We start from the raw sequence: 12,890 nt of genomic DNA on the forward strand, positions 1-12,890 counted from the left end.
GGAGCGGGTTCCTTCGCAGCGCAGGGTTCATGGATTGCCTGTGCGTCCGGGCAATGCGGGGATGGGGAGAAGGGGGCGGGCATCCGTTTTTTTCCATCAGGGAATGAGCCAGAAATGTGACGTCATGACCGAATGATGCAAGAAGGCACATAAAGAACCCTTAGGGGCAGATATGATACTTCCATGCCGCCTTCGCCCGGCCCCGCCATGGGGGCTGCCCGCGCGAGAGGGGGTCAACGCCATGGCAGCCTGATCCCTATGGCATCTCCGCGCGAGGAACGATATCAGGATATCCTGCGCAACGGAGTGCCCCATGAACTGCGACGGCAAGCGCGTTCTCATGATCGAGGATGATCTTTCCCTTCTCTCCCATGCAATCGGAGCCATGGAGGAATGGGGGATGGACGTGACGATGGCGAGTGACGGCGCGACAGGGCAGATCCTTGCTCTCGACGCTGGATGGGATTGCATTGTCCTCGATCGTCGCCTCCCGATGACGGATGGACTGTCCATTCTCAAATCCATGCGTGTCGCAGGGCTCGAGACCCCGGTTCTTTTCCTGACCACGATGGACGGCATACGCGACCGTGTGGAGGGATTGCGGAGCGGTGCCGATGATTATCTGGTCAAACCCTTCGCGCTGCCGGAGCTCCGGGCGCGGATCGAGACGCTTATGCGCCGCGCGGATCAGCCTGCCAACCGTACCCGTCTGGTCTTTGGGGATCTGGAGCTCGATCTCGTAAGGCGGGAGGTGTTTCGTCGTGGCGTGAAGCTCTATATCCAGTCTCAGGAGCTGGCTTTGCTTGAATATTTCATGCGGCATCCACTTACTGTCCTCTCGCGCACAATGCTGCTTCAGAACGTCTGGGGGATGGATTTTCCGGTGCACACAAATCTCGTGGAAACCCATATCAGCCGCTTGCGCGAGCGGCTGGGGCGCGACGCCGCGCCAGTTCTGCATACCGTGAAAGGCCAGGGCTACGTGTTGCGTCACGATGGGTGACGTGCCGGGCCAGGATCGGCAAGGACAGGCCCTGCCGGTTCTCAGGAGTACGTCTTTCAGGATCATTGCGTCGTTTGCGGTCTGTCTCGTCGTCTGCGGTATGGCAGGGGTGGTCTGGTCCGGAACGAGGGGCATAAACCAGCTCGACGGACAGATGCGCCTGACCGTCATGAATGAATGCAATGAGGCGCTGAGCAATGCCGGTCAGCACGATGTGGCGCATCTCGCGCCGGTCATGCGCGATTTTGTCCGAAGCGAGCCCGGCTTCTACTATCTCCTTCAGGATCGGCCGCAGAATGTCGTGGTCGGCAACATGTTTCATCTGCGTCCGGTGGCAGGATGGCGGATGCTCTCATGGACGCATCGTACCAGGCCGCCCGAGCGGCGCCCGGTACTCGGCTTCGGTACGGTCCTGGATGATGGTGGTTATCTCTTCGTCGGCATGGAGGGCGCGCCGCTCCAGACGCTCAGACGAGGCTTCTTCATTACGCTCGTCTGGTGCATGGCGGGTTTCCTGCTGATCGGTGTGACGGGCGGCTATGGCATGAGCCGCATGCTGCTTCGCAGGATCGAGGTTATCAGTCGGACCGCGCGCGAAATCATGGAGGGCGATCTGTCGCGGCGCCTGCCCCTGACCGAAATGGATGACGAGTTCAATCACCTGTCGGCGAGTCTGAACGCCATGCTCGACCGAAACGAGGCGCTTCTGGCGCGGGTGCGTCAGGTTACGGATGATATCGCCCATGACATGCGGCGCCCACTTGCCGATCTCGGTCGTCATCTCGATAAGGCCGGACGCTCGATCACCGCGTCGGAAGGCGTGATCGCGCTGGATCTCGCGCGCGCAAGCCTGAATGAGGCTCTGGAGATCTTCGCGTCGCTGCTCAAGCTGGCCCAGCTCGAGGCCTATAAGGAAATCCCGGATTCCGGCCGGGTCGATATGACCGGAGTTCTCGAGACACTAGCGTCGCTCTACGGGCCTGTGATCGAGCAGCATGGCCAGTACTGGCACCAGGAACTGGCGGCGAAACCCTGCATGATCGAAGGCAGTCGCGTCCTCCTCACGCAGGCTTTGTCCAATCTGCTGGAAAATGCCACGCTGCACACGCCGCCGGGCAGCCATGTGAGACTCTCATCGCAACGGGGAGAGGCTGAAATGCTCATCCGCCTCGATGATACCGGCCCCGGCATCGCTACGGCCGATCAGGAGCGTGTTTTCGAGAAGATGGTGCGGCTCGATGCGAGCCGCCATGTGCCGGGCAACGGGATCGGACTCAGCCTGGTGCGCGCCATCATTACCCTCCATGGTGGCACCATCGCGCTGCATGACAACGCACCGGGGCTGGGTATCGAGATTTGCCTCCCTCTGGTTGTCACATCTTGAGCGTGAGCTGAAAGGTCACGGCGCGGCCCGCTGCGATGCGAGAGTAGTTGGTATAGACGCGGTCATAGTAGCGCTTGTTGGTCAGGTTCTGCAGATTGGCCTGCAAATCAAGCGTACGCGTGATCTGGTAATCCGCCACCATGTCGAGGCGGACATAGGCGGGCACCCAGGTCTGGTTATTCACATTGGTATAGCGCTTGCTCATATAGGTCAGGCCACCACCGGCCTTCAGGCGCGGCAGGATCTTGTAAGTGCTCCAGAGCGCAATGGAATTGCCCGGTGTGTAGGGGAAGCGCTTGCCCACATTGGCATGGGTCGGGCCGCCAAAGATGACCGTACTGTCCAGATACGTCCAGCCGCCGAACATCTCCCATTTCGGCGTGATGCTGCCTGCAACGTTGATCTCTGCGCCACGAACGCGCTGCGTCCCGGCGTCAATCTGGTTGCCATAGCCATCCGACACCTGGGCATTGGTCATCTTGCCGTCGAAGAGCGACCCTGTGATCGAGAAACGTCCGTTGAACAGATCGGCCTTGGCACCGACCTCGATATTCTTGCCGTTCTGAGGGGCAAGCTTGTTATTGGCGGTCGAGAGCGCGATCTGGCCATCCGCTCCGGCATCGACGCCGACGGGGTTGGAGGCAGTGGCGTAGGAGAAATACAGGCTGACGGGCTTGATGGGCTTGTAGACCGCCCCGGCCTGATAGTTGATGAAGCTCTGGTTATTGCTCAGCCCGACATTGCCCTGAACGGCAGAGGTCATGAAGCGGTCGAAGCGCACACCACCATTGATCAGAAGGTGGTCGCGCAGCATGCTCATCGTATCGAAGGCATAGGCCGAGCCGGTAGTGACATTGGTGTTCAGCGGGGCGATGCCCGGCTCGCCCAGCGTGTACGAGCCGAGCCAGGGATTATGGGCGCTCCAGCTGCCGAGATTCGTGGCCGAGATACAGTTATAGGCGATGGTGCAGGGGCCACCATTACGCAGATTATGACCGCCTGAATCGACAACATAATATTCGTTGCGTGTCAGGCGCTCGCGCGAGAGCTCGATGCTGGTATTGATGGCGTGGTGGATCGGCCCTGTGTCGAATGTCCCGGAGACCATGGCCTGTTCCTGGAAATTATCCGTATGGAACTTGCCGGATTTGGCTTCGAGCAGGATGGTCTGGTTGTTGACGGCCGTGCTCTGCCATTGCGGATTGGTGGCGATATAATCGTATTGCGTGCTGGTCCATTGGAGCGTGTTCCTGAACATGAAGTCCTTGAACAGGTCGCGTTCCAGAATGATCTGGCCGAGATCGGTTGTACTGCGCTCGAAATCGCGATCTTCCAGCCCAAGCACGGTGCTGCGGGGAATTTTCAGGGGCTCGTGGGTGATCTTGCTATAGGGTGCGGAATAATCCGGCATGTCGAAAGAATAAAGATGGTAATAGCCAAGGGTCAGGCGCGTCTTCGTGCCGAGGCCGAAAGCGAGTGAGGGGGAAACACCCCATTTATGGCCGCCAATCGGCGCACGACCCGCCGTGTCGCCATCGGCCCCCATCGCGTTGAGGCGAAATGCGGTTGTACGTCCGATCTGACGATTGATATCGAGCGTACCGCGCTTGTAGGCGGCAGTACCAAAGCCGATCTGGCCGGAGGTCAGATTGCCAAGCTGGGCTTTCTTGCTGGTGATGTTGATCTGCCCGCCCAGACCGCCGCGTCCGCCATAAACGGAGCCCGGTCCCTTGAGCACCTCCATTTCCTCGACGTCGAAGACTTCACGCTGGCTCACGCCGCTATCACGCAGCCCGTCGATGAACATGTTGCTGTAGGAGCCAAAGCCGCGAATGACCGGGTAATTGCCGCCCGGAATGGCATAGGCATCACCGCCGCGGAAGCTGACCCCGGGCACGGTGCGCATGGCGTCCTCGAACGAAGTCGCATTGACCAGTTTCATCTGCTCTTTCGTCACGACCGAGACAGAACGCGGCGTATCGAGCAGTGAGGCGGTGAATTTGCGATTAGGGGAGATCCCGGTCAGCAGGGGGTGTGTCTTGCCGATGACGGTCAGATCCTCGCGCCCCACGCCCTTTTTCTGCGAGGCATAATTCGCGGGGTGCGCCTCCGGCGGGGGCGTGGTGCCGACAGCGCTCGATGCCGTATCGCTTTCCCGGGTAAGCGCGTGGTGGACGTTGTCGTGCCCGGTTCTGCCTTGTTCCGGGCCTTTGTGGTGCGTGAGCCTCTGATGCGAGGTCGCGCGCTTCGTGGGGTGCCCGGTAATCGGCTCGCTGGCCTGTGTCGCGACTGCGGCGAATGAGGGAGAGGACAATCCTGTGCTCATGAGCGCCAGAGCAGCAAGTGTTGCGGATCGTCGGATAAAGGACGGAGCGAGAAAATTCATGACATCCTGCGAATATGATAATGCGTCGCAGTTGCTATGTGTCTTTCTGTTTCCAGGCAACGGAATTTGCGCGGGATTGGGAAAGCTTAATGAAACCAGAATTCCCAGCGTTCCCGATCCTCACGCCGGGGCAGATGATGCCAATCCTGGCCCGTCACGTTTGGCCCTGAGGCTATGGTTCAAGGAAGGAAGCTCGTGCCCAATCGGGATACGCGCTACCCGGCGTAAGCCGTGGTGCACGTTCCTGAATAGAGCTTTCGTATCGGGGCAGGGCGATCATCATCCTATCGGGAAGATCGCCTAATCCCGCGATGTGCTTTGACCGCTCGGCGCTTGTCATCTTGTCGCCCGGTGTTCAATCCGTGGACTTCGCCTTGCCTGACAGATGCGCACAGGAAGAGGCTCTCTCCTTGCGGCCAGCGGTCCAGAGGAGGGCGGAATCGAACAGGCACAATCCCTGCGGCGAAACCATGGTGAAGGTGGCATTATCGAGAAACATCATGACGCGCCGCGCGGGCGCCAGACTCTCGTAATCCATGGTCGCGCCTTTCTCATAGCCGAAGATCGCGACCTTTTCGGGTTGACCGTAAACCGTTGCGATGATTGTGGCTCCCAGCCCCGGCTTGCCCCAGCTCATGGGGCTTTGCTTGGTATAGGCATTCACCAGGCCGGCAGGCAGGCCGCCGCTCATCGGATGAGGGGCATTCACGAGCCAGAGATAGCGCTCCTTTTCTGTCTCGCCAAAATCGACGTCATGGCGCTTTCCTGTCATGGCAAGATCGTCGAGACTGTCATTCTCCCAGGTCAGGAGCGGCTTTGTGGTCTCGCGCCAGGCAGGGCTGACATTCTTGCCCGAGACGGTCGAGGAGAGAACGACCATATCCTCTGCGACTGCTTCTGGTCGGGTTTCTTCGGAAAGCGGATGCACCGTGAAGCCAAGCGAGGTGATATGGGCCATGGCGGCATCGTCCACCGTGCGATTGGGGCCGTCTGTCTTGCACAGATAGGCAATGCGGATGGGCTCAGCCTCGGCCCCGGTGATGAAGGCACAGGGGAGCAAGGGCAGGAGTGAGAGCGCGAGACGCCGAAGAGAAAAACGAAACATCAGAATTCCACCATGGTACGCAGCGAGAAGCGACGCGCGTCGCCCATCGAGACGAAGTAGCTGTTCACGGCCGAGGGATAATAGGTAAGGTTCGACAGGTTCTTGATATTGAACTGGACGTTGACCTTGTGTCGCGCGATGACCCGGTCATAGGTCGCAAACAGGTCGCCTGTCGTATAGGCAGGCAGGAAAAAGCTGTTCGCTGAGTCGCCGGCGCGCTGGCCGACATAATGGGCGTCACCGCCCAAACGCAGCCTGTCCTCACCGCAAACCGGACCGAGATCGTAAGCCAGTCCGAGCGAAGCCGTGTGACGCGCCGCGTTCCAGAGTTGCTTGCCTGCGTAGAGCGGGTCTTTGGTCGTGGCGCCGTCCATATAGGCGTAGCTTCCGATCATGCTCAGGCGCTTTGTCACCTGACCCGCCAGATCGAGCTCTATACCGCGTGACCGTGCTGCCCCTGCCGTGCGGTAATCGGTCAGGTTGGTGGTGGTGTTATATTGCGAGACCAGCACATTGCGCTTGTGTATGTCGTAAAAAGCCAGCGTGCCCGTGACGCGGTTGCGCAGGGCCATTTTCACGCCGAACTCATAGGAACGCCCTTTTTCAGGCTGGAATCCTGAAGTGAGAACCAGCCCGCTCGAGAGAGGGGCAATGGTCGAGGCGGGTCTGAGGGATTGAGTGTAGCTGCCATAGAGCGACCATGAGGGCGCCAGACGGTAGACGAGTCCCGCCTGAGGCAGAAAGGCCCCGTCGCCGATATCCGTATTGGCCTTGAATGGGCGTCCACGCCCGGCAATCTGCCGGTAGCTCAGGTAGCGCACACCACCCACGACAACCCATCGCTCGCCCAGCTTGAACGTGTCGCGCAGAAAGCCTGAATAATCATGCAGATTGTCGGTCTGGTCACTGTCGCTGGCCGATATCGTGCTGGACGGGTTCTCGAGCCCATAGACCGGGTGCAGGTAGCTGAAGGTGTATTTGCTCGACTGGCGCAGCAGATCGCGACGGTAGATCAGGCGGTATTCGCCATCCATACCGATCTGGAGCGTCTGTTTGAACCGGCCAATCGTAATGGGGCCATCCAGATAGGCGGTTCCATAAGTATCAGAACTATAGGCGCCATGGGTGGCATCATTGCTGCGGCTGAGTGTGCCCTTTGCGACATTGACGCCTGTCACACGCAGCTGATTGGCGTCGTAGATTTCCTGATTATAGCTGAAATTGACATGGGCCGACCAACCGGCCCCGAAGCGATGATCGAGCGAAATCTGACCCAGATGACTCTGTCCGGTCATGCGGTTGAAATTTTCATCCAGACGACGTGTGGCTGGAATGTCGAGCGGCTTGTTGGTGCGTGGATCGAGTGCGGTGCCGCGGTCAAACGGATAGAGATAATCGCGGAACTCGTACCAGGCCGTGACCTGCGTCTTGCGTCCCAGCCATGCCAGGGAGGGAGCAATAAGTGTTTCCTGATGCATGCCGAAATTGCGCCAGTAATCCTCGGCAATCCGATCGAGCACCAAGCGATAGGCTAGTTTGCCATTTCCGATTGGGCCAGTGGAGTCGAGCATGCCTTCGAATCCGTCCTTGCCTCTCCCGTAGGTCGAGCCCATCAGCGAGGCGACGGTTTTGGCTTCGAGACGGGGTTTCTTGCTGACGATATTGATGACGCCGCCAGGGTCCATGATGCCGTAAAGCAATGAGGAAGGACCCTTGAGCACTTCCACACTGTTTGCAGCAGCGTTGAAACCGCGACCTTGGACAAGCGGCATGCCGTTATGCATGATCGACCCGTCGCGATTGCCGCCGAAGCCACGCTTCATGATCGTGTCCTGCGTGCCGGCCAGAGTGTTGCCTTGGGTAATGCCACTGACATTGATCAGTGCATCGTCAAGGTTACGCGGCTCCTGATCGCGGATGACCTGGGGAGAGACAATGTTGACCACCTGCGGAATGTTCAGCACCGACGTTGTGGTGCGCAGGGTGGAGGCATCGGGGGTAGGCTGATACCGTGTATGCGTAATCTCTGGCGGCGGGGTGGCGCGCCCTGTGACCGTGATCAGCTCATCCGTTTTCTGAGATGTCAGAGCTTTCTGCGCTTTTGCTTGCCGGGTGGAGGTCTGATTAGGTGTTTGCATGCTGAGGGAAGAGTTCGGCGCTTCGCTGAGTGAGGCGGCTCGGACCGTCACAGGGAAAACACCCAGGCAGAGCAGGGGAAAGCAGTACTTTTTCATGACACTCCAGAGAAGGTGGCGGGCGTGGCTTGGCGCCCGGAGGGCGAAGAGAAGCACCCTCGTTTGTCTCGTATGGAGCGGGACTACATGCAAATGATTCGCATAAACATGATTATTGCCCGAGATTGGGAAAGTTTAAGGCAGCGTTACATTGCCTCCCGTAACGTCGTACCGGCGGGATCAATTCGCGCGCGACGTGGTCGCTGAGCAGGGGCGTATCTGCCGCTCGATGGGATAGTGGTGCGAACTATGGGACTCGAACCTCAATACTCTGGGTCGCCTGCATCACTATTTCCAACGATTTCAGGTTTCTTACTGTCTACGCGCTTCTTCCTGTGACTTTCTTTTCTTGTTCTTGGACAAATAATCCGGGAAGGCAAGAGCTGATTCCTAAGGTGCTTGTGGCTTGTGATTTGCTCGTCATGATCGGATGAGGTGCTGTTAGAGTTCGACATGTGGTGGCGGGTAGAGTGCTCGATACCCACGCCCTCTATCGATCACGATACGTATGTTTTATGATCGGTAAGCGATCCGGATTTCGATCACGCGCTGAATCCGGCAGCTTCAGGACTATGGACGTGTTTCCAGCCCGATAACGCGCTTTTGGACGAGGCTGAGAAGTGGCTTTTAGAAGGCTCAGGCATCGTCGTTGGGTCTATTTAACATCTAGATAACAACGCCGGTCAGCTGCTTGTCATGCAATCACCATCTCAGGAAACGGCCCAGTTTATCGATTACTATAACAGAACGGCGCCGGGTAGGGCAGACCCTTTACCTGCGATAGACCAAGTAGGGATGGCTAATCTCTGGTTCGAAAATATTCAAGCTCTCGAGGGTGGGAATGGTCGCCTCGGGCAGGTTCTTGCTGAAAAAGCACTGGCGCAAAGCCGCGAAACCTCGATAGGGACGGGGCTACCCGCAACCATAGATACTCATAAGAAAGTGTATCAATATGAGCTGCACCGGGCGAGTACATCCGGTAATATAGAGATAGATTGCATGGTTCGCGAGCATAGCTGTTGAAGCGCAATCTAGGACGAGTTCCGCCATCGGTTTCGTTGTCGAAAAGGTGCACCTGCTGGATGATTTGAGAGAACAGTGCAATCCTCACCAAGAGAAGGCCGTGCTTCGGATGCTGGCAGACGTGAATAACGCTTTCCAAGGTGGTTTGAGTACCCAAAACTATCTCGCAATCATAGAAGCAGCCTTCGCCACAGCTACGCGTGATCTGGCGGGACCGGTCGCGCTTGGTGCATTCCCCAGAACCGAGAAGAACCCCCTATGCCCGTTACTCCTTGAAGTTTGATCGCGATATTAAAACGAGCTGCTTGGGCTCGATCGGCGGGGCTGACGAACTGTCTTCGATTGGGGGTATTCTTGTTTATATTCGTTTCGGGCGTATTTAGTGCATAGCAGATTGTGGCAAAAGGTTAGATGCTTTGCGCTGGTGAGATCCGTTGTTGCTATCGCCTTAATGGTCAGTATGCGTCTAGTTAGCTGAACTCTGGGCTGAGAAAATTTTTCTCCGCTGGGAGAGGAAGATTCTCGATAATCGATACAGATCTCTCAAGCTCAAACGCGTTAGGGGCAGGACTCATTACGGCGTCCAATAGATGACTGTTGCGGCGAGGCAGAGTGCCGCGAAGAAGGTGTGGGCGCAGCGGTCGTAGCGCGTGGCAATGCGGCGCCAGTCCTTGAGGCAGCCGAACGTGTTCTCGACCTCGTGCCGCCGGCGATATCGGGACTTGTCGTGCGGGATCGGCACTTTCCGGCTCTGCGTGGACGGGATGCATGGCTCGATGCCTCGTTCGGTCAGATTGCGCCGGGAGCGATTGCTGTCGTAACCGCGATCGCCGACCAGGTGGCGAGCGGAGGGCAAGCGTGGCAGCAGCAGGGCTGAGCCCTTGTGGTCACTCATCTGACCTTCGGTGAGCAGCATCGCCACTGGACGGCCATGCCCGTCGCAGACGGCATGCAGTTTCGAGTTCAGGCCGCCTCTTGTGCGTCCGATCCGACGCGCAGCACCCCCTTTTTGAGCAGGCCTGCGGCAGTGCGATGCGCCTTCAGATGTGTGCTGTCGATCATCAACTCCTCCGGGACGCCAACATTATCCGTCAGGGAGGAAAAGATCCGGGTAAATACGCCAAGACGGCTCCAACGGATGAAGCGATTATACAGCGTCTTATGCGGACCGTAGCCCGACGGCGCGTCCTTCCATTGCGCGCCATGCCGGATCACGCAGACGACGCCGCTCAGCACGCGGCGATCATCTACGCGTTTCAGACCGCGCATTTTCGGGAGATATGGCCCTAACGTGTGCATCTTACTCACAGGCAGCGTCGGCGAATCAGACATCGGGTTTCTCTTCCGATGACCGTCGAATTACATAATCTCAGTCTCGGAATGGGTCATGAGCCTAGCTAATCCCGTTGCCAACGCATCTTCCGGCTCTTCCAAAGCAGCACCTGTCATATGCTTTGGCTTTTCGAGATGGCCGGTCAGCTTGCATTTCATGATCTCTGCCTGTGTGTCATGAGACGGTTATACTGGCGATATCCAAGATCGCCGCGAGCAGTGTCAGAATTGATCTGGCCTTGTGCACATGGAGTACTCGTCATGCGAGGGTCTCGTCTTGGCGGCATCTTCCCGTTCGATTGGCATGGGCGGGGAACGCGGCTCGGGTAATTTGGTGCCCAGGCTCAGATGCAAGAAGACGGTCTCCACCCGACTAAGCCATATCGCAACCAGTTACTATAAAAATGTTATGTCTCCAATAAGATCCCTGAGTATCGCTGCAATAAAATCGCGGCCTGTTTTTTTTATCGGCGAGGGCCAAGCTCGATTATCTAAGGCTGGGCAGCTGAACGGTATAAAGGAGAGATACGCGCGTTTCGATACGCAGTATTCTCCCTTAGCAAGCGCTTCCAAATCAGCGAGGGGGTCATCCTCAGGCTCCGTAATAGGGCATAAAAAAGATGGCATCGTAAAAATAACGTTATTTGCAATATAAAAATATCGTTATAGGAAGATTGCCGAAAAACCTGATGGCAATCATAAAAATGAATAACACCGAACAGGAATGGCAATCGATGCTGCAGAACGAAGATCGTGGGAATGCCATCGAATACAATGATATGCTCACGCGGTCGGATTTTTCAGTCCAGCAAAGGGAGATGTATTTATATAATAAACTAAATGACAGAGCAAATTTCTGCATTTCTGGCACCGTAACTATATTTAATATACCTCAAATAAATAAATTAATAGAATGTATAAACGGGATCATAAGAAACAGGTATTTCGTAGAAAAAATTTTCGTAAATAAGAAACCCTCTGAGGAAGAATATGGCGATATATTTATCGTCCATAGTGTTCCGTTATCCGACCCTGAGATCGAGGATATACTGGCTGCAGAAGACATTACTTCATTCAATGCAGAAGATAGCTTTCTATGTAAAATTATATTGTGCTTAACGAAAAATAACGGATTAGTTTTATATCAAAAATACCATCATATAATTGCTGACGGCATCACGATCTCTATCGTAGTCCGTGAAATTACTAACGCGTATAACGCGATGGTGGGCGGAGGTTCGTGCGGCTTCGCTATCGACGGTTCCGCCGAATGCGATTACGGGGACGAGAAGAGCCAGCTTTTCTGGAGAGATTACACAGCGAATCTTTCTGATACGCGTCTTCTTGAGCGGGTCCAAAGTGTCTCGGGAAACGATGGGCACCGAATTATTCCCAGCGAACCGGTGCGTCGTCAGCTTTTTGAGATGATACGCGAGAACAAGCTTACCTTCGCGACCTGCTCGATAGCATTCCTGATTATATATATGCACCTGGTGAGCAGAGCGAGCAGTGTAACTATAGGTCTACCAGTCGGTGGCAGGACAAAGAACAATCGCAATGCTATAGGGTTCTTCAGTAATATAATACCCATCACAATTTTTGTATCAGAGCTAGATTCTTTTAATTCCATCATAAACAAAGTGCGGAAAGAACTGAGGCGCGTTCACCTTCATTCGAGGTACAGGGGCGAGCATATACTTCGTTCTTTAGGTGGAAACGCAAAGTCCTTTGGGCCAACTGCAACTTGTATCGATATGAACGTCGATCTTACCTATGGGCCTGGGCGAGGTATATATAACAGCCGCCTCTCAGGTCCGAAGGCGGATCATGATTTTACTTTCTACCGGATAAACGGCGGGGCGGCGCACGATTTTGCAATCATCTATGCCCCACCGAGCGGCTCTGATCAGCAGCTTGATGGGCGGACGCTGGAAAGAAGTTTGCAAGCGTTGCTCATGAAGCTCGTTCTGAAGCCGGATGCGCTGGTAGGGGGGCTGGATATCCTGCTGCCCGAGGAGAGGGAGAAGGTTCTTGTTTCGTGGAACGACACAGCGATGTCGTATCCTGACACGCTGTGCCTGCATGATCTGATCGAGCAGCAGGTGGCGATGACACCGGATGCACCGGCGGTGAGCTTTGAGGGGCATACGCTCAGCTATGCGGAGCTCAATGTCCGGGCCAATCGTCTGGCGCATCATCTGATCGCGCTGGGTATCGGGCCTGACATGCCGGTTGCGGTCTGTCTGGACCGCTCGCCCGAGATGATGATTGCGCTTCTTGCGATCCTCAAGGCGGGCGGGGCCTATCTGCCGCTTGATCCGTCCTATGCCTCGGGCCGCCTGCAGCGTGTTCTTGACGATGCGCGCCCGGCGGTCCTGCTGCACGATGCCTCGGGACTTGCCGCACTGGGGGGCTGGGCAGCA

7 protein-coding genes are annotated in these 12,890 nt (G+C 56.5%); 3 read left to right on the forward strand and 4 right to left on the reverse strand.

Going from position 1 to position 12,890, the window contains the following annotated elements; translation table 11 throughout:
- Positions 1 to 313 precede the first annotated feature (313 nt).
- Together C0V97_RS06840 and C0V97_RS06845 are read left to right on the forward strand one after the other, a co-directional pair.
- Complete coding sequence (locus C0V97_RS06840) at positions 314 to 1,003, forward strand: response regulator transcription factor (protein WP_233582020.1); 690 nt, start codon at positions 314 to 316, stop codon at positions 1,001 to 1,003.
- A 1-nt stretch (position 1,004) separates the two neighbouring features.
- Entirely contained in the window at positions 1,005 to 2,387 is a 1,383-nt protein-coding gene (locus C0V97_RS06845; protein WP_158625359.1) for a sensor histidine kinase KdpD, read from the forward strand.
- Here C0V97_RS06845 and C0V97_RS06850 read toward each other — a convergent pair.
- The 4 genes from C0V97_RS06850 to C0V97_RS06870 all read right to left on the reverse strand — a co-directional run bounded on the left by C0V97_RS06850 (position 2,377) and on the right by C0V97_RS06870 (position 10,467).
- Positions 2,377 to 4,773: a TonB-dependent siderophore receptor gene (locus C0V97_RS06850; RefSeq protein WP_127101879.1), complete on the reverse strand. Its 2,397-nt coding sequence runs from the start codon at positions 4,771 to 4,773 to the stop codon at positions 2,377 to 2,379. The two genes, C0V97_RS06845 and C0V97_RS06850, sit on opposite strands and share 11 nt — an antisense overlap.
- Positions 4,774 to 5,128: 355 nt before the next feature.
- Positions 5,129 to 5,878: a hypothetical protein gene (locus C0V97_RS06855; protein WP_127101880.1), complete on the reverse strand. Its 750-nt coding sequence runs from the start codon at positions 5,876 to 5,878 to the stop codon at positions 5,129 to 5,131.
- Positions 5,878 to 8,112 carry a TonB-dependent siderophore receptor gene (locus C0V97_RS06860; RefSeq protein WP_127101881.1) on the reverse strand — a complete coding sequence of 745 codons (2,235 nt, stop codon included), beginning with the start codon at positions 8,110 to 8,112 and terminating at the stop codon, positions 5,878 to 5,880. The genes C0V97_RS06855 and C0V97_RS06860 overlap by 1 nt, the downstream gene beginning before the upstream one ends.
- A 1,597-nt stretch (positions 8,113 to 9,709) precedes the next feature.
- Positions 9,710 to 10,467 (reverse strand): IS5 family transposase gene (locus tag C0V97_RS06870; protein WP_127101882.1). Its coding sequence is split into 2 segments (ribosomal slippage): positions 9,710 to 10,134 and positions 10,134 to 10,467, totalling 759 coding nucleotides; the frame shifts between segments, so codons are not numbered across the junction.
- 704 nt (positions 10,468 to 11,171) lie between these two features.
- On the opposite strand from C0V97_RS06870, the gene C0V97_RS06875 reads away from it, so the two are divergent.
- Positions 11,172 to 12,890: AMP-binding protein (locus tag C0V97_RS06875; RefSeq protein ID WP_158625360.1), on the forward strand; the 1,719-nt coding region annotated here is incomplete at its 3' end.

Origin of the sequence: Asaia sp. W19 (genome assembly GCF_003994335.1) — a bacterium.
In the GTDB taxonomy this organism is placed as follows: Bacteria; Pseudomonadota; Alphaproteobacteria; order Acetobacterales; family Acetobacteraceae; genus Asaia.